Raw genomic sequence first — 17,949 nt, 5'->3', positions numbered from 1 at the left:
CACATTTTCCTCAACGCCACTTAACCAGTTCCATCAGATCACTTTCGGCCTTGGCCAGCGCCGCGACCATCACCTTGACAGGCGTGCCCTGGTCAAACGGGTTGGCGACATATGTCGCCGTAAGCGGAGACGACTCCAGAAACGTGCGGTATCGTTTCAAAGCTCTGACCGTCTCTTCGCGAATAGCAACTTCGGCCGCGGCACCTTGAGCCGCAATGAGGTTGGAGCGCAGCTTTTCGATTTCCGATTTGTCCAAAGCACCGCCAATCTGCTCGGCAAAATCCGAGATGTTCTTACCCTTCTTTTCGATCAGGCTGACAACCTCACGGGCCTTCTTGATCAACTCATCATCTCCGGGAAACTTCTTTTCCTTGTCCTTCCTTCGCTTTGAGATGGAGTCTCTTTGCTGCTTGAATTCGTCGAGGTGTTTCTTGACCCTTTTGTCAAAGAAGTTGGCCATGTCCTGTGTGAAGCCCTCGATGCTCTTGATGCATTGCTTCAACGAAGCGGCCGCACGCAGCACGTCTTTGTTTTTCCCGTCCGGCGCATCAGCCGGAACTTCGAGCTTTTTGTAGGTTTTCACAAAGGCTTCGACAGTTTTTTTCAAATCCTTGGCTTCATCTATCAGGTGTCGCCATTCAGTGGATTTTGCGATGGTTTTGGTGCGTTTTTTCAGCACGTCCCGCATCACTTTGTAGTTGCCCAAGGTCGGTTTGTAGTCCGGATCAATGGTCTTTTTTCCATCATCGATGGACGTAGTGATTTTCTCGATCAAGTCGTCGAATTCGTCATTCAAGGATTTCCGATCATGGATTTCCTTACCCGACGCGTTGTAGTCATCGATGAATGTGTTGACTTTCCTTTTGATCCTTCTTTCAGAAAGCGCGTCCTCGGCTTTTGACGGATCGTCCTTCTTTTTTGCCTTCAGGTGCGCTTTGATGTCGGTTAACAAACCACGGATCGTGGTACTTTTCTTGTCCAGGTCCTTTTCAAGGCGGTCAAGTCGCTTGCCAGTGTCTTTTCGCGACGCCGGATCGCCTGACACCAATGAGGACCGGATCATGTCCAGATCATCCGCATAACGCCCTTCATATGCTCTGAGGCCGCGGATGCGGTCGCGGAACCGTCGTGAGACTTCGGTATTGGGATCGACGGGGCTCTCTGTATCCAGATCGGTGTAGTGTTTGATCAGGTCATGCAACAGCTTGGAATACCCGTTGATCTTTCCCGTGCGCAGACCGTCCATCCGTTTTTCAAGCGCCTTGAACTCATCCTCTGCTGCCTCGAAAGTCTTGGTTTTGGCCTTGAGGTCCTTTTCTATTTCACCCAGATCATTCAGTGCATCATTAAGCTTGTTGGCGCCCGGCTTGCCAGGAGCAGGTAAATCGGAAAGCTTGGTGGACAGCAGACCTTCAGCATCGTCGATCCTCTGAAGGAAGTCGTCAAGCTCGTCATCAAGGTATTGGAATTTCGACTTCGTCAGCGTGTCACGCAAATCACCAACTTTTTCCGAAATCTTCTGGTACGTCTTCAGGTTCGCAGTGACCTTTTTGATTTCTTGCCGTGCTTCGTTGTCGATTTCCGCCATGGCGTCGTAAGTATCACCAAGCAAGCCGCCAATTTCATAGAAAGATTTTAGGGCATCCACTCGCCCGCCAATCTGGTTCAAGATCTCCTTTGGAACTCCGCGCGCCCTGCGTTTGCTCGCCACGTCCCCGCCACCATCAAAGTCGCCGCCTTTGTGTTTCAGATCATGTTTGCTGTGTTTGGCCAAATGGCCGAAATCCTCGATACGTTGTGCGTGAACCTTTTCCAGAAAATCCTTCAGTGGTTTTTCCGCCTCATCCACCAACGCCAACAACTTACCGGTGCGGTCTTGAACGCCCCGCAATGCGGCTCTGTTTTCCTTCGTCGGAAGCAGTTCACTGTGATCCTTGGCGTCTTTTTCCGGCATGGTCAGCGAAAACGCAGCCAGCGAGGCCGATTGGTAAAGATCATCGAAGCTTTTCTTTTGGGCATCAGTCATGCCCTTGTTCTGCTTCAAGGAGTTCGCAAACTGATCAAGAGAAGTAACCCGCGCTTTGGCCGCAAGCAAACGGTCGCGCGTATCCTTCCACTCCTGTGATAAATCCTGTTCTGCCGACTTTTGGGAAGTTTTATTGTCTTCAACCGTTCGCTGCCTCGTATCCTCGCGCGCGAGTTTGACATCATCAAGTTTCTGGGCCGCCTTGGCGATCCCTCCCAACGCTTGGGCAGATTCCAGAAACTCAAACCCCAACTGGTGGTTTCCTTCGCCCATAAGCTTGCGAGCCAATTTGGCATATGCCAGCCTTTCGTCGGCAAACTTCTCATTGTCGCCCTGAGCTTTCTTGCAAGCAGTCAGTTCCGTATCAATCTGCTCACTGATGTCATTTACGACCTGATCCTTGAGCGTTTCCCCCGGGCGCAGGATATGTAACGCGCGCCCCAGCCGCTTTAGACGGGAGGACGGCTTTGCCTGGCTTTCATCGATATCTGACAGCAAAATTGTGGCGGTCTCGAACAGCAGACCTCGCAAATCGTCATTAGACGCGTTGTCAAACGCATCCTCGTCTCCAAGCAAGGTCTCGACGGCTTGTCCCCGTTGATTGACAGCGGCAGAGAATTTCGGTGAAACCGCCTTACCCTGAAGCGCAAAGAACAGTTTCTCGCAATAGTCAGGGTGACTTGCATCTTTCTTGGCAGCACCGGGAGGTGCATTTTGCGGAGCCTGATCGTTGTGATCACCGGGCGGGTGGTTCTTTCGGGATTTGTGGCGTTTGCTGGGTGCCTCTTTGCGATTGTCGCGAGACTTCGAGGGCTTCTTTGCTACGTTGACCGGGCCATCGCCCTGCCCGTCGTCCGCAACGTCATCGACGCCATTGACCATCCGCTTCACCTTTCACTCTTTTCACGCCTGAAGAACCGTTTTCTCCATCTTCTTCAGAGCCCCAGCCAGAACCGAACTTAGTTCAACAGTTTCGTTCCACGGATTGTTTTCGATTGCTTCGACGGCCGGATGGAACTCCAAGAAATCGGCATAGGCACGAATTGCTTTTGCCGTTTCTTTCCGAATACCATCAGTCAATCCGTCGGGAGGCGTCCTTTCCAAGTTTAGGATCGCTACCATGAGCTTTGTTTTGGCCCCTTTCGACCATGCCGAAAGCCCCAAGCCGGTCACGCGTTGGGCCTGTTCCGAACCGTCTGCCCCGATACGCCGCAACAGGGCGTCCAATTGCCTGTCGGTTCGCTGCGCCGCCTCATCCCAGATGTCTCGCAACGAAACGGCTATTTGTTTGGGGCTTTCGCCTTCCTGATCCATACCGGCCAAGACCGACGCGGCCTTGTCCAAAGCTTCAAGCGCATCGACCGCCTGCTTGGCGCTAAGTGCTGCTTGCGCCTGCTTCAACAAGGGAAGCAGGCTGGATTGCAGTTCCGGTTTCTTCGGCAAAGTCTCTCTGGCGTCCGCTACCATGTCGCTGTAGCGCTGTCTGGCCTGTTCTAACTCGTCTATTTCCGCGCTTGCGGGCGGGGTGCGCAGCGACTCAATCAGCTTCGCTATTTTCGGAATCGGCCCCAAAGCCTCAGCATACCGTCCTGCCTGAGCCATGGTTTCGAGTTTTTCCCAAACAGCACAAATCTTCACTGCATCAGGCCGTGTGTCAGCCCGCAACTCCGCCACCATAGGGGCAATCTTGGCTGCAACCTTTTCCCATTTCGTTTTATCCGGTGAAGCTTCTTTCACTGGCGACGACGGGGGGACGACCGCTGCCGCCTCATTGGCTTTCATCAATCCCAGAAGCGACTTGGCCGCCTGAAAAGCCGACGGATAGTCCTCCGCTTCTGCCTTGTTTTTTGCCAGTTCCCATACGGATCGAACTTTGTGGCCTGCCTCTCCTCTGCCATCCGCGAATTGTAACACAACCGGATCAAGACGCGCACTGAGCGCCTGCCATTTTGCCAGATTAGGATCGTCCGCACTCTGCGGCGGCTCGGTGGGTCGTTGACCTTCGTCCGGCTCTGTCTCGTCTTCCAGTTCACTTTCCAGAATGTTTCCATCGGGATCCAAAATCTGGACACTCAGGCTGACGCTTTCCAATTTCAGGTATCGTCGGACTTTTTTGGCAAGGCCCGGCAACAACTTGTCGCACGTCAGGGACATGAGCCGACCATCAACCTTCGCAGTACCAAAAGCAACCTTTGGTCCGGGGCCTTCCTTCTTGGCAGATTTGCGCAAAACTTCGACCGGGCGCTTGCGGTCCATGGCAAGATAATGGTCGGTGTCTGTTTTGCCAGGGTTGAATGCGAAGGCGACAGGCTGATTGCGGGCGACCTTGATCATCATTCTCAGATCCGATCCACCTACCTGATATGTCCCCATGTCGCCCCCTTTGTGTACAACCAGACTGTTTACCTGACGTCACGAAAGCTTAACGACCGGATGGTTAGGCTGTAAAGTTTGAAGGTGCAAAAGGATTTGCCCACACTAGATTTCCGGATTCTTGTAGCCACAGTCCTCAAAGCCTGATTGCGAGGCTTACTCAGAGAAGAATCGAGAAACCGATGCAGTCCCGGATTGCCTCAGACAACCTTCGCAAAGTGACCCCGAAAGTGGGAAATCTTGCCGAGACTTGAGAGGCAGGCTTTCAAAGGCGCAGAGCGCAGGTTAATATCCCGAACATCGAAAAAGGGGCCGTTGGGTAACGACCGGAAAACCGGCAAACAGGGAGCAAAAATGCGACCTGAGATCAGGCAAGGGGCGAGAGAATGAATCGAGCAAACGCGAGACGAAACACCTCAGTTCGACTGGTGGTGCTGGCCTTGGTATTCGGAGCGCTGGCCGGCTGCGAAGAAGGAGCTGAGTTTTCACTTTTCAAACCGAGTGATGGGTCTGCTTCTGAAACAGAAACGACCAGACGCAAAGGCGAAACCGTAGAACGGGATGTCGAAGCACCGGAAGTATTTCAAACAGTCGAAAAAGGGCTTTGGGATGGACGTCCTTCCTTGGGAGGAGCGTGGGTTGCGCATCCAAACGTAGAAAAGGCCCAAAGGGTAAGGATTACAAATACCAAGAACAACAAGACGATCGAAGGCGCGTTATTCCGGCGGGAACGCGACTTGCCGGGGCCGCGTCTGCAAGTATCATCGGACGCGGCGGCAGAGCTTGGTATGTTGGCGGGCTCGCCGGTAGAATTGAATGTGGTAGCTCTCAAACGCGAGGTGATTGAACCTGAGCCCGAGCCGGAAATTGAGGAAGTTGCCAATGCTGAAGAGACCGACGATGCAGGCTCGGAAATTACTGCGACCAAGCTTGATCCGGTCGCCGGAGCAGCGGCGGCTATCGAGGCAGCTGACGTAGCGACGGATACAGCCTCGGCAGAGGCTCCCAAAACCGAACCCGCCTCACCCCCATTGTCGCGCGGATACATTCAAGTCGGAATATTCACTGTCGAGACAAATGCCAATCAGTCCGCGGAAAAGCTGCGCAAAGCAGGGCTGAACGCGGAAATCAAGGAAGGCTCCAAAGACGACAAACCTTTCTGGCGGGTTCTTGCCGGACCGGCGGCGACAAAGGCCGAGCGCAAGGATCTGATGAAACAGGTTCGCGATTTGGGGTATTCCGACGCTTATATCGTGAAGAACTAAGGAGGAACCCGGATGCTGACAGTGCTGCGCTCGACCGTTCTTTCGCTGGGATTTGCTATGCTGGCACTTCCCGCGATGGCATTCGATACATCGGCAAAAGCGGCCTATGTGCTGGACCAGACCACCGGTACGGTCCTTCTGTCAAAAGAGGCGGATCAACCCCTGCCTCCTGCTTCGATGTCTAAACTGATGACACTCTATGTCGCGTTCGAGGCCTTGCGTGACGGTCGTCTGACACTGGATGAAGAATTGCCGGTATCAGAGCACGCCATGAGTTACGGCGGCTCAACTATGTTCCTTAACACGCAGGATCGCGTTCGCGTCGAAGACCTGTTGCGCGGGATCATTGTTTTGTCCGGTAACGACGCCTGCGTCGTAATCGCCGAAGCGCTTAGCCCGGATGGGACCGAAGCAGGATTTGCACGATACATGACCCAGCGCGCCAAACAGATGGGGATGGATAATTCTACTTTCGCAAATTCGAATGGCTGGCCAGCTGCCGGGCACATGATGTCGGTAAAGGATCTTGCTATACTGGCGGATCATCTGATTTCGGATTTCCCGGAGTATTACCCGCTATTTGCCGAGGAAGTGTACGAGTTCGATGGGCGCGCACCGTCCAATACGCGTAACCGCAACCCGTTGCTCAAACTCGATATCGGCGCCGATGGCCTCAAGACCGGCCACACCTCCGAAGCCGGATATGGCCTGGTCGGATCAGCCAAACAGGGTGATCGTCGTGTGATTTTCGTTCTGACTGGTCTCGACAGCCAAGCCAAACGCGCCGAAGAATCTGAGGCCATCGTGAACTGGTCCTTTCGTCATTTTGTCGAAAAAACCATCGCCAGAGCCGACACTCCGATCGCAGACGCAAAAATCTGGATGGGAGCTAAACAATCGGTAGGTTTGGTTCCGCAGGGCGACCTAAACTTGCTATTGCCCATTCTCGGGGACAAAAAGGTCGAAGCAGAGGTGGTTTACCAAGGTCCGATCAATGCCCCGGTAGCTCAGGGACAGCAACTGGCTGAACTCGTGATCAACCCCGACGGTTTACCGGAAATCCGCCGCCCTCTTTTAGCAGCCGAAGCGGTACCGCTGGGTGGTTTCGTTGTCCGGATCAAGACTGTGGCAGGTATCTTGATGAAAGAGTTCATCAGTGGCCCGTTGGAGGTAATGTGACGGGCCGGGGTCTGTTTCTGACCTTCGAAGGAATCGACGGATCAGGCAAGTCAACGCAGGCACGAATGCTGGCCGAGTTCTTGCGGTCTCAGGGACACGAAGTCGTCCTGACACGCGAACCGGGAGGTTCGCCCGGGGCCGAGGAAATCCGGCGCCTCGTGCTTGAAGGCGATCCTGATCGCTGGTCGGCGGAAACAGAGATTTTGTTGTTCACAGCGGCCCGCCGGGATCATTTGGAACGTACTATTGCCCCGGCTCTGACTGCGGGAAAGATCGTGATATGCGACCGCTTTGCCGACAGTACCCGTATGTACCAGGGGCTGTCTCGAGGCAAATTGCGCTGTGTGGTCGATACCTTGCACAGCCTGATGATCCGGCAAGAGCCTGACTTGACTGTCTTAATTGACATGGACCCGAACACCGGTCTGTCCCGCGCCAAGGGCAGGCAAGGCACCGAAGAACGGTTCGAGGATTTCGGACTTGAATTACAACAGCGGATGCGAGCTGGGTTTCTGTCTTTGGCCGAGGAATTTGCCGAACGTTTTCGCGTCGTCGACGGCAATCGGGACATAGACACGGTCGCAAGGGATGTGTCAAACATCGCGATGCAGGCATTGCGATAGGCACGAATGACCGACGAAACTCCCACTCCAGACAAGGCGCCCGGCGCCCCTCATCCGCGTGACACAATGTGTGTGTTCGGGCAATCCGAAGCGGAGCTGACATTTCTGTCCGCGTTCAACTCGGAAAGGCTGCATCATGGATGGCTTCTCACTGGCCCCCGCGGCATTGGCAAAGCCACTTTGGCCTGGCGGATCGCGCTTTTTCTGCTGGCAACTCCTCCAGCAGATGACGGCTTGTTTGGCGGTCCGCCAAAGCCGACGTCATTGGGGATCGATCCGGAACATCCGGTTTCTCGCCGAATGCGAGCCGGGGCTGAGCCGGGATTGGTATCGGTCACCCGTTCGCTCAACGATCAAGGCAAGCTGCGCAACGAAATCGTTGTCGACGATATCCGTAAGCTTGGCCGGTTCTTTGGTTTGACTTCGGCAGATGGCAGGCGAAGGGTTGTGATCGTCGATAGTGCCGATGAATTGAATGTCAGCGCGGCAAATGCCTTGCTGAAAATGCTGGAGGAACCTCCGGCACGCACGACGCTCTTGCTTGTCTCACACCAGCCGTCGCGCTTGCTGCCAACTATCCGGTCGCGCTGCCGTACACTAAGGTTGAGACCGCTGAGTTCAGACGACATGCAGGCTGCCCTCGCACAGTGCGGCGCGAATATTCCATCACTGCCCGACAACCTGGTAGCACTTTCTGGCGGTTCGGTTGGTGAAGCGGTTCGGCTTTTGAACCTGGGCGGGCTGGACATATACTCAGATCTGATCGCAATCTTGGGTAGCCTTCCCCGGTTGGACCGCCAGCGCGCCCTGGCTTTGGCCGAAGCCAGCGCGCAACGAGGTGCGTCGGAGCGGTTTGATCTGCTTCTATCCCTGATCGACATTTTACTGGCCCGGCTTTCCCGAACAGGTGCGACCGGCACACCGCCTTTCCCCGAAGCCATCCCTGGCGAGGCCGAAATACTGAAACGATTGGCATCAACACCGCAATCGGGACGATCATGGGCCGAGGCCGCCGCCATGATAACCGCCCGAACCCGGCAAGGGCGGGCGGTGAACCTTGACCCTGCTGCTCTGGTCCTAGATACGGTGTTCAAAATACAGGAAACCGCCGGTAAGAGCAGATGAGCGACAGCACGCCCCCCCCTGTCATAACCGACAGCCATTGTCATTTGGATTTTCCCGATTTCGAAGGGCAATTGGCCGAAATCATAAACCGCGCCGTCGAGGCAGGCGTGACGCGCATGGTGTCGATTTGCACCCGATTGTGCAATGAACCGACGGTACGTGCCATTGCCGAGGCACATACGCCGGTTTTCTATGCAGCTGGAACTCATCCTATGAGCGCGGTTCAAGAGCCGATGGCGACGGTGGAAGAACTGGTAGCGCTGTCACAACATCCGAAATTCGTCGGGATCGGTGAGACCGGGCTGGATTATCACTACACCGCTGAAAGTGCCCAGGTTCAAAAAGTCTCGCTGCGTATCCATATCGAAGCTGCGCAACAGACAGGACTGCCCCTGATCATACATGCCCGGGCGGCGGATGAAGACATGGCCCGTATTCTCGCCGCAGAATACCGCAACGCACCTTACAGCTGTGTCATGCACTGTTTTTCGTCGTCGGCCAAGTTGGCCCGTGCTGCACTGGACCTGGGTTTTTATCTGTCCATGTCCGGCATTGCAGCCTTCCCCAAAAACCAGGAATTGCGGGATATCTTCGCCGCAGCACCCTTAGACCGCATCCTTGTTGAAACAGACGCCCCCTATCTCGCGCCGCCTCCCCACCGCGGCAAGCGAAACGAACCGGCTTATACCGCCCATACCGCTCGAAAAGGAGCCGAGATATTCGGCATCCAGTATTCCGAATTCGCGGCGAAAACGCAGGCTAATTTCGACCGGCTTTTCACAAAAGCCGCCACCTACAAGGCAATTGCATGAGGGGCGAGTTGCGCTTTACCATTCTCGGATGCGGCTCATCCGGAGGCGTGCCACGTCTTGGTGGGCACTGGGGTGATTGCGATCCATCCAATCCCAAAAACGTGCGGCGGCGCTGTTCCTTGCTGATAGAACGTGTCGGTTTTGAGGGTACCACGACGGTTTTGATCGACACGTCGCCGGACATGCGCAACCAGTTGCTGGATACCGGCACCGGTCGGCTGGATGGCGTTATCTATACCCATTCTCACGCCGATCACGTGCACGGCATCGACGACCTGCGCATGATCGTATTCAACATGCAGTCGCGTGTACCGGTCTGGGCCGACGGTGACACGCAAAACGCCCTGCTCAGCCGCTTTGGTTACGCCTTCATACAGCCCGAAGGCTCTCCCTATCCGCCGATTTTGGATCTCAAGACAATCAGCGGCCCATTCGAAGTCAACGGCCCTGGCGGACCGATCCCGTTCCGACCGTTCACCGTTGGACATGGCTCTATCGATTCTCTGGGTTTCCGCATCGAAGGTGTCGCCTATCTGCCGGATGTCGCAAAAATCTATGACGAGGCATGGAACGAGCTTAAAAACCTCGACTGTTGGATTCTGGATGCCCTGCGCCGCAAGCCGCACCCTACGCATGCGCATCTGGAGCGTTCATTGGAGTGGATTGAATTGGCAAAGCCCAAACGCGCTGTTCTCACCAACATGCATATCGATCTTGATTATGAGACGGTGGATGCAGAAACTCCAGACTATGTGTCACCCGCCTATGACGGCATGGTGATCCGGTATCCATTTTAGGCGGTATCGCTGACTCTCTGGCACCCAATAGCCATGACAAGGGCAGCCACGGCCAACCAGACAAGAGATTGGCCATGTTTCAAAGCCTGATTGACGTTATCCTGCCTGTTTTTCTGGTAATCGGCGCGGGCTATGTCGCCACTAGATCAGGATATTTCCGACCCGAGCATGTCGATGGTCTGATGCGTTTCACACAGGGCTTCGCAATTCCGTGCCTGCTGTTCAAGGCTGTTGCTACCCTGAACTTGCAGACCAGTTTCGATCCGAGACTGCTGGCCAGTTTCTTCAGTGGGGCCGGTTTGTGCTTTGCCGCCGGAATGGTTGGCGCGCATTACATCTTCAAACGCGATTGGGAGGATAGCGTCGCCATTGGGTTCTGCTGCCTTTTTTCGAACTCGGTATTGTTAGGTCTGCCGATCACTGAACGCGCCTATGGTCCGGAAAACCTGACCGGCAACTACGCGATCATCGCGTTCCATTCACCGTTTTGCTATGGCGTCGGTATCACCGTTATGGAGATCGTTCGAAACCGCGGTGGCGGTGGCCGCCGGATGATCGGTGCCGCCCTGAACGCCATGTTCCGCAACGTTCTGATCCTGGGCATCGCCCTTGGCTTTGTTGTAAACTTGACCGGCGTTCCAATTCCCGCAGTCGCCAACAACGCATTGGACCTTATCACTCTTGCCGCCTTGCCGGGCGGCCTCTTTGCGCTTGGCGGTGTACTGGTTCAATACCGCCCTGAAGGCGACCTGCGCACTATTTTCTTCGTGTGTTGCGTCTCGCTGATGCTGCATCCCTCCCTCGTGTGGCTGTTTGGAAAAACGCTGTCTTTGCCACAAGATTTGTTCCGGTCCGCGGTGCTGAACGCTTCGATGGCCCCGGGCTTCAACGCATATATCTTTGCAAACATGTACGGGCGCGCCAAGCGGGTTGCAGCATCCTCGGTGCTGATAGCGACCGGGGCTTCAATTATGACTGTGTGGGTCTGGCTGACCGTTCTGGGATAGACAGCAATCCGGCACGATTGACATTTTTAGAACGGACAACACATTTGCCGGAGTGAAAAAGGAGCCAACATTGCAGCATGCCCTGATTGTCGCCCACGGCCAGCCATCTGACCCATTCCCAGCGGAGGAGGCCTTGCGCAGCCTTGCCGCGCGTGTTGACGCTACGATTCCGGATATAACTGTCCACTCGGCCACTCTGGCCACGCCTGACCGATTGGAGAAAATGCTTGCTCAGCTTCCGGATAGCACTGCGATCTATCCTCTCTTCATGGCGCGGGGCTGGTTTGTAAACAAAGCCCTGCCCGAAAGACTGGGGAGCAGACCACTGCACATTCTTGAACCGTTGGGTACAGATGCTGACTTACCCGGATTGGTGGCAACGGCCCTGTTACAAGAACTGGAACGTTTGAAATGGGAGCCGGAAGCGACTGATCTGGTTCTGGCAGCGCACGGCTCGGGGCGGAGCCGCAATCCTGCGCGCGTTGCGACAGAATTTGCGGACAAGTTGACAAAGACCATCAGATTCAAGTCCACCCGCATAGGATTTGTGGAAGAAGAGCCAAGTATCGCTCAGGCCGCAGCGGGGATGTCTGCGCAATCGCTATGCCTGCCTTTTTTCGCCTGTGCCGGAGGACATGCCCTAGAAGATGTCCCCCAAGCCCTGAGCGAGGCTGAGTTCAAAGGAAATACCATGCCGGTGATAGGAGAACTTTCTCCAATTCCCGCGCATATCGGGCGTCGGCTGAAGGCGTATTTCTCCGTCTGAAACGGTTTCCAAAAGTGCACCGGGCGGGACCCTCCGACCCCGACCGATATTCATTGCGCCAATATCAATCGCTCGACGTCGTCGAGAAGATCGGCAAGGTCGAAGACGCTGCGCCGCCGCCCGTTGCTTCGGAAAGAACCGCCACACGTTGCGGGGTTTGTCCAAGTACCGGAGAACCGGAGTCTGCTGCGCTTATCGCCATTTGCATCCACTCCTGCGGTTGCGATCCCGCAGCCTTGGCAACTCCGATGCCCTCACGCAGTTGATGGCTGACAATTTCGGCATAGCCCTTTTGCCCCGCCGCCACGAGCAACACCGCCGACGCCAACGCCATTTCAGCATCGTCCGTACGATATCCGACACCCAAACATACCTTTCCGCCGGATGCGAGTTGATCGACCGAGTTTCCCGATTGAGTCAAAACTGCCGAAGCGTCCGCAATGACTTGATCAGGGGATTGCGAATCTATTCCGACAATTTTCGGCGCTATCGCATCGGTTAGCTGCTGGCATTGCGCCTCAATCTGGGGTGCCGTCATATTGGGGATGGCCTCTTCCAGCTTTGACGCATCGGCAATGGCCTGAATCCGCGCTTGGCAAAACTGCTCGTTCAAAGCAAGTTCCGTATTGCTGACCGCTCCGGGCTGCGTTGCACCGCCATTTGACGCGGTCTGAATACTTATGTCATTGCACAGCTCGTTCGCTGATTTTCCGCCTGGTGCAAAGCCGAAAGTTGGCAGTTGGCCGCCCGTATCGGCGCGTGCGGCCACTGTTTCACCGCCCAGAACAGGTGCTGCGATCGGCTGCGGAGCCTGTGCTTGCGGTACTGCGGCCAATTGCGGTTGGGTGGCTGTCTGTGGCGTTGCTATGCCAAGCTGTTCGTTGCGATAGCTGCGCAACAGACCTGCAGTTCCTTGGCTGGCCACAATCTGGTTGTAGGGTGCGACATGCGCGCTGGAAAGCGCCCTATTGTATGACGACAGCAGAAAATTCTGCTCGTAGTCGTCCAGATAGCCGTCGATATTGTAGCCCATGTCGGCCTGATATTGGGAAATCCCGGCACGGCTGCGTCGGCCAAGTTGGCCGTCAACAACGCCGACATTGTAACCGAAATAGTTCAGCGCGGTCTGAACTTCTCGATTTTGCTGGCGCTGTGCAGAGGAAACGCCCGAAGACGAATAGGTCGAGCGACTTGCCTGCTGTTGTTTTCGTTGCTTGCTCTTGTGCACTTCGTTGACCACCAAGCCACCGAGCAGCGCTCCGCCCAAGAATGCGGCCGCTTCATCAGATTGGGCCTGGCGTGCCGGAACCAAAGCGACACTGGCAACCATCGCTGTGGCGCATAGATACTTTGAAAACATGACTATAACCTCGCTTTTCGCCGGGCCACCAAAGGGGTTTCGCGCCCGGTTTCGCTGAATACGCTTCATTATAGCACAAGCCGAGCATTCCCCATATTATTTGTCAAGAAAGCCTCAACCCATCAGATAAAGTTGGGCGAAAAGGCGCACAGTGGTCTGGCCGTTTTATCACCGGAGAACTAGCTCATCAACGCTCCGACAGCCTCGCCAGCGGCTCCGCCAAATCAGCAGAAAAAAACCGATGATGTGCCCGCCCTCCGCGTTTGGCGGCGTATAGCGCCAAATCGGCGGCGTGTAGCAACAGATCGGGGTCAGGCCTTTCGAATTGCAGGGAAATCACCGTACCGATGCTTGCGGATATCCTGCAAATACGCTCGCCGAAAGGTAGCGGTTTTTCCAGTTGTGCAATTAGTCTCTTGGCTATGGCTTCAAGCCGGACCCGATCCACCAGCTCCCTAAAGATCAGAACAAACTCGTCACCTCCAATTCGAGCAACCGTGTCTTCCGCCCGTGTTTCTTCGACCATAATCCTCGCAACATTTTGAAGAACGTGGTCGCCGGCAGCGTGTCCCAATGTGTCGTTGATTGCCTTGAAGAAATCCAGATCAAGATGCATTAGTGAAAACGGTGTCGCCGAACTTTGGTATCGTTTCAGGATATGATCCATCGCTCTTCGGTTCTTCAGGCCGGTCAAAGTGTCCGTATACGCCTGTTCCTCTGCCGCGATTCGGGCGCCCTGAAGGCGAAGGTTGAGCGTTCTGGATGCCTCCATCGCTGCCGATTTCGCTTCGACGAGATACAGCAGCTCTATAGCCATGTCCGTGCTGGAAAAATCTGAACTGGTAAGATCATAGTCGCGAACGGCATCCGGAATCGAGATTCCAAAGGACAGGTTGACAACTGCCAACCCTGACTCCGGCAAGGGCACGATCAATCCCTTGAATACGGTCCTCGGAGCATCGTCGAACCGGAGATGCAGTTTTCCCCCGGCAACACCCAGCAATCCAGACATTGATTTCACGGATCGTGGCCTGACCAAAACGAACCGTTCAAGAAACGACTTTCCTTCAAATTTCTCGCTTGGCCGCAGCTTTTGCAGTGTCAAACCGGTGCGTAAGATTCGGCTGTCTTGATCCAAAAGAACGTACATCGGGCACAGCTTGTCCAGCAGAGCAATCAGATCTTTTTGACACATCACGACGCCCGCGCTCCCAAGACAAACTGCCGACCTTTGGAAAAAGCGGTTTCGATCAACCTTATGGAGATGATTTCACCTTTTTCGTGCTCGCCCATGTGTTGAAACACCGCCAGGACACCATAGTCATCAGCCATAGCGCGTAGCACACCGATCATTACATAGGCATATCCCGGAAGGCCGCGGTGGCAAGTCAGACGATAATCCGCCGGATCGTTTTCCCACAATTCCAAAGCCGGGAGCTCCAGATCAGAAACGGCCAACCGGACCCGATCCTCCAAATCGTCCAGAGAATGTAGAAACTCGACATAGTTGACTCCGCCAAATCGCAACAGACGCCTTAGCGCTTCGGTATTTGGGTCCGACACCAGAAATGTACCTAAATCCTCGAGGATTTCGTTCTGAGGCCGCCCAAGTTCCCGGCACATCGCCGTCAACACTCGATTTGTTAATTCATCGGGGTACACCAGCATGGCTTCGAATTCGACAAAACCCAGATTTGCCGCTTCGGCCACGTTGATCCAACGCGTTGTCCCGTAGCTATGGGTGACGAACGATTGAATCGCCTTGTTGATTAACCCGTGCATTTGTTACCTCAACTCACTGTCGAGACAACTTGCGTTGGAAAAGGTTAAGGAATCGCCAAGAACCCTACTAACCCAAAGCATTGGCACTTGATCTATTGTAGGCAACCCTGCGGCAGATCAGAAATCGGTCGGGGCGCCCCCTTCAGCCTTCCTACGGGCGACGAACTCTGCCAGTTCCTCGCGAATCGAGGCATCCATAGGCGGCGCTTCGAAACTGCCAATGATTTCCTTGAACAGGTGATGGGCACGCTCGGGCGTCCACAAACCACCCGCAGCTTCCCAGCCTTCGAAATTCTTCCAGTCGCTCAGGAACGGCTGGTAGAAAGCGGTCGCATACCGATCCTGAGTGTGCTGGATGCCAAAGAAATGCCCGTCATTTCCAACAGCTTTGATTGCATCCAAGGCAATTTCATCTGGCCCCGTCGCCATGATTTCGGGCTGCATGTAACGTTGGATTTGCTGCAGTATCTCGCAATCCATAATGAATTTTTCTGGCGATGCGATAAGGCCGCCTTCTAGCCAGCCTGCCGCATGGTAGACCATGTTCGTACCGGATTGCACCGCCGCCCATAGCGAGTTTGAGGTTTCCCACATCGCCTGTCCGTCCGGCACGTTGGCCGCACAAACGCCCGAAGACCGCATTGGTAGCTTGTAGAAGCGGGCCATTTGGCCGGTCATCTGGGTTGATCGCATGTATTCCGGCGTGCCAAAGGCAGGTGCGCCCGACTTCATGTCGACATTCGACGTGAATGTGCCAATGACACAGGGTATTCCCGGGCGCACATATTGGAACAATGCAATTGCGCACAAGGCTTCGGCCAGGGATTGTGCAACCGCGCCCGCCATTGTGACTGGGGCCATAGCTCCCGCCAAGGTGAACGGTGTGACTACGATAGCCTGACCGCGACGCGCAAGCCGCAAGCACCCGTCGATCATCGGATGGTCGTGCTTGAGCGGCGACGTGGAATTGATGTTGGTATACAAACGGGGAGACGCTTCGAATTCCTCATGGGACAGGCCGCCAGCGATACGGACCATTTCCATCACATCTTCGACCCGCTCCTTACCCAGTGAATAGGCGTGCATTACCTTGTCGCTGATCGTCAGTTTGTCATAGACCACATCGAGGTGCCGAACACTTGCATGAATGTCAACTGGTTCGACCGGATATCCTCCGGCGAAATGGATGCAGTTGAAATACTGTGTCAGTTTCAAGAGGTTTCGGCACATCTCGCGATTGCCGGGAACCTTCCGGCCAATTTCCATGTCCCAGTAATTCGGGGGGGATGAGACATTGCCAAACAGCATCGTCTTGCCACCAACCTCAATAGTTCGATCTGGATTTCGAGGTGTAATGGTGAAACGTTCCGGCGCCTTTGCGACCATTTCCATGACGAAGTCGCGTCCCATGCGCACGATATCACCGTCGACGGCACAACCGGCCTCGCGCAGGATCCCCTTAGCTTCTTCATTGTAGAACGCGATTCCAATTTCTTCGAGTATGCGCATCGCGCCTTCGTGAATCGCCTCAATTCCGTCCTGATCAAGAGGCTCGGTCGGCCGATCGATGTTGACCGGCGGGTTCCACGGCATTTGCTCGATAACAGTACCACCACGACGCGCCGCGGCACCAGAACGACCGCCACCTCGGCGTTTACGGGTTGATGTATCGGACATGGGTTTCTCTTTCGCTTGTTTCACCTCTAGCAAGGCATCAAGCAAAGGTGAAAAGCCGCTCCGTCCGCGACAACAGATGTCGCTTTCGACAGTCCAATTTCGATAAGTGAGTACGCCAGCGTCAATGTCCCAACCAAGCCGGAATGTATCCGACATTCGGAAAAATGACATCCGCGAGGTCGGCCAGATCTTCAGAACGAGCCATCCCGGTCAATACACCAACGGTTGTCATCCCCGCGGCGCGTCCGGCTTCGAGATCGTGCCGACTGTCTCCGACCATAGCGATCTTAGACGGTTCCATACCGATATGCCCGGAAAATGCCAGCAACTGCCCTGGGCCGGGTTTGCAGCCATGACCACTGTCGAAGCCGGCGATGAAATCAAATAGTCGCTGCACCCCGACCGAACCCAAATGCGCCATCGCCGGTGCGTGAGCGTCGTTCGTCGCAACCCCCAGCTTCAGTCCCTTTGCCCTCAGCCCTTCCAGGAAAGGAGCCAGCGGAACGGCTTCGTGTTGCGGTGCCTTGGATGCCTCTTCATTGATGATGGTTACCAGTTCCAAGTGGGACATGCCGGGCATTTCCGGCAGCAGAGCCTCTGCAATCTCGCCAGGGGTTCCTGCAATTACGACGCTGTCCATGCTGAATGTCTTGCTTTCATAATCGAACCCGATCACCTGCCCAAGGTAGGACGCCCTAACGTCATTGTTCGCGCCGATACGTGACAAGAATGTGTGCGCAAATGTCCCCCAGGTTGCGGCAAAATCGAACAGCGTCCCATCTTTGTCGAACAAAAGAGCTTCAATAGTCATTCGCCTACTCCGAAAACGGGCAATCAGGTTTCACGTCCAGTGCGTATTTGTCTCTCCAGTCAGCACCATGTGGGCCATGGCCGGGCGATCATATGACACCGAATGCGCGTCACAAAACGCCACAATCCAGGCGTCGTCAAGCATCAGAAAACCGAGGACAGACGTCAGAAAGTCGACATCTGTTGCCAAAGCGCGCAGATCCGCAGCCGAAGCCCCGGTTGAGCCCAGAAAAACTGACAACAACTCCTCGTTCCCGACCAACCAGGTCAAGGCATTCAAGGCCAGAGTTTCGGCCGCTTCGGCAGGAATTGGCTTCATTCGCTCTCACCAAAAGCTATTGAAAGGT

At 55.0% G+C, this 17,949-nt stretch carries 16 protein-coding genes; 8 read left to right on the top strand and 8 right to left on the bottom strand.

All coding sequences use genetic code 11. From position 1 onward, the window contains the following. Positions 1 to 10: 10 nt before the first annotated feature. Together AC2FMY_RS16950 and AC2FMY_RS16945 are read right to left on the bottom strand one after the other, a co-directional pair. Positions 11 to 2,908 (bottom strand): hypothetical protein, encoded by a 2,898-nt coding sequence (locus AC2FMY_RS16950; protein ID WP_496807753.1) that lies wholly within the window; start codon positions 2,906 to 2,908, stop codon positions 11 to 13. A gap of 21 nt (positions 2,909 to 2,929) precedes the next feature. Further along, a complete protein-coding gene (locus AC2FMY_RS16945) occupies positions 2,930 to 4,399 on the bottom strand; it encodes a hypothetical protein (RefSeq protein WP_496807752.1) in 1,470 nt (489 codons plus the stop codon). A 386-nt stretch (positions 4,400 to 4,785) separates the two neighbouring features. On the opposite strand from AC2FMY_RS16945, the gene AC2FMY_RS16940 reads away from it, so the two are divergent. The 8 genes from AC2FMY_RS16940 (at position 4,786) to AC2FMY_RS16905 (ending at position 11,973) form a co-directional block, all read left to right on the top strand. Then, positions 4,786 to 5,664, top strand: coding sequence for an SPOR domain-containing protein (locus tag AC2FMY_RS16940; protein WP_480749325.1), 879 nt, complete (start codon positions 4,786 to 4,788; stop codon positions 5,662 to 5,664). 12 nt (positions 5,665 to 5,676) lie between these two features. After that, positions 5,677 to 6,843 carry a D-alanyl-D-alanine carboxypeptidase family protein gene (locus tag AC2FMY_RS16935; RefSeq protein ID WP_480749324.1) on the top strand — a complete coding sequence of 389 codons (1,167 nt, stop codon included), beginning with the start codon at positions 5,677 to 5,679 and terminating at the stop codon, positions 6,841 to 6,843. Continuing rightward, entirely contained in the window at positions 6,840 to 7,466 is a 627-nt protein-coding gene (gene tmk, locus AC2FMY_RS16930; RefSeq protein ID WP_480749323.1) for a dTMP kinase, read from the top strand. Before AC2FMY_RS16935 ends, tmk begins: the two co-directional genes overlap by 4 nt. 6 nt (positions 7,467 to 7,472) lie before the next feature. Next, entirely contained in the window at positions 7,473 to 8,591 is a 1,119-nt protein-coding gene (locus AC2FMY_RS16925; RefSeq protein WP_496807751.1) for a DNA polymerase III subunit delta', read from the top strand. Then, entirely contained in the window at positions 8,588 to 9,403 is an 816-nt protein-coding gene (locus tag AC2FMY_RS16920) for a TatD family hydrolase (RefSeq protein ID WP_480749321.1), read from the top strand. The genes AC2FMY_RS16925 and AC2FMY_RS16920 overlap by 4 nt, the downstream gene beginning before the upstream one ends. Beyond that, on the top strand, positions 9,400 to 10,200 hold the full coding sequence (locus AC2FMY_RS16915) for an MBL fold metallo-hydrolase (protein ID WP_496747845.1): 801 nt from the start codon (positions 9,400 to 9,402) through the stop codon (positions 10,198 to 10,200). The genes AC2FMY_RS16920 and AC2FMY_RS16915 overlap by 4 nt, the downstream gene beginning before the upstream one ends. Before the next feature lie 74 nt (positions 10,201 to 10,274). Continuing rightward, positions 10,275 to 11,207, top strand: coding sequence for an AEC family transporter (locus AC2FMY_RS16910; protein ID WP_496747847.1), 933 nt, complete (start codon positions 10,275 to 10,277; stop codon positions 11,205 to 11,207). 52 nt (positions 11,208 to 11,259) lie between these two features. Continuing rightward, on the top strand, positions 11,260 to 11,973 hold the full coding sequence (locus AC2FMY_RS16905; protein WP_496807750.1) for a CbiX/SirB N-terminal domain-containing protein: 714 nt from the start codon (positions 11,260 to 11,262) through the stop codon (positions 11,971 to 11,973). A gap of 64 nt (positions 11,974 to 12,037) precedes the next feature. On the opposite strand, the gene AC2FMY_RS16900 is transcribed toward AC2FMY_RS16905, so the two are convergent. From AC2FMY_RS16900 to AC2FMY_RS16875, 6 genes are all read right to left on the bottom strand, one after another. After that, entirely contained in the window at positions 12,038 to 13,333 is a 1,296-nt protein-coding gene (locus AC2FMY_RS16900) for a peptidoglycan-binding domain-containing protein (protein ID WP_496807749.1), read from the bottom strand. Positions 13,334 to 13,520: 187 nt separating this feature from the next. Then, positions 13,521 to 14,531: a GGDEF domain-containing protein gene (locus AC2FMY_RS16895; RefSeq protein WP_480749316.1), complete on the bottom strand. Its 1,011-nt coding sequence runs from the start codon at positions 14,529 to 14,531 to the stop codon at positions 13,521 to 13,523. After that, the gene (locus tag AC2FMY_RS16890) at positions 14,528 to 15,115 is read right to left on the bottom strand and encodes a heme NO-binding domain-containing protein (protein ID WP_480749315.1); all 588 of its coding nucleotides are present in this window, start codon (positions 15,113 to 15,115) and stop codon (positions 14,528 to 14,530) included. The genes AC2FMY_RS16895 and AC2FMY_RS16890 overlap by 4 nt, the downstream gene beginning before the upstream one ends. Positions 15,116 to 15,232: 117 nt before the next feature. Then, complete coding sequence (locus tag AC2FMY_RS16885) at positions 15,233 to 16,792, bottom strand: trimethylamine methyltransferase family protein (RefSeq protein WP_480749314.1); 1,560 nt, start codon at positions 16,790 to 16,792, stop codon at positions 15,233 to 15,235. 121 nt (positions 16,793 to 16,913) lie between these two features. Continuing rightward, positions 16,914 to 17,603 carry an HAD family hydrolase gene (locus AC2FMY_RS16880; protein ID WP_480749313.1) on the bottom strand — a complete coding sequence of 230 codons (690 nt, stop codon included), beginning with the start codon at positions 17,601 to 17,603 and terminating at the stop codon, positions 16,914 to 16,916. A 30-nt stretch (positions 17,604 to 17,633) separates the two neighbouring features. Next, positions 17,634 to 17,921 carry a DUF3572 domain-containing protein gene (locus AC2FMY_RS16875; RefSeq protein WP_480749312.1) on the bottom strand — a complete coding sequence of 96 codons (288 nt, stop codon included), beginning with the start codon at positions 17,919 to 17,921 and terminating at the stop codon, positions 17,634 to 17,636. Positions 17,922 to 17,949 lie beyond the last annotated feature (28 nt).

This window comes from Ruegeria sp. YKSE079 (assembly GCF_059612845.1).
The sequence above is the reverse complement of the archived record's forward strand: the minus strand, read 5'-3'. Positions and strand labels throughout refer to the sequence as shown.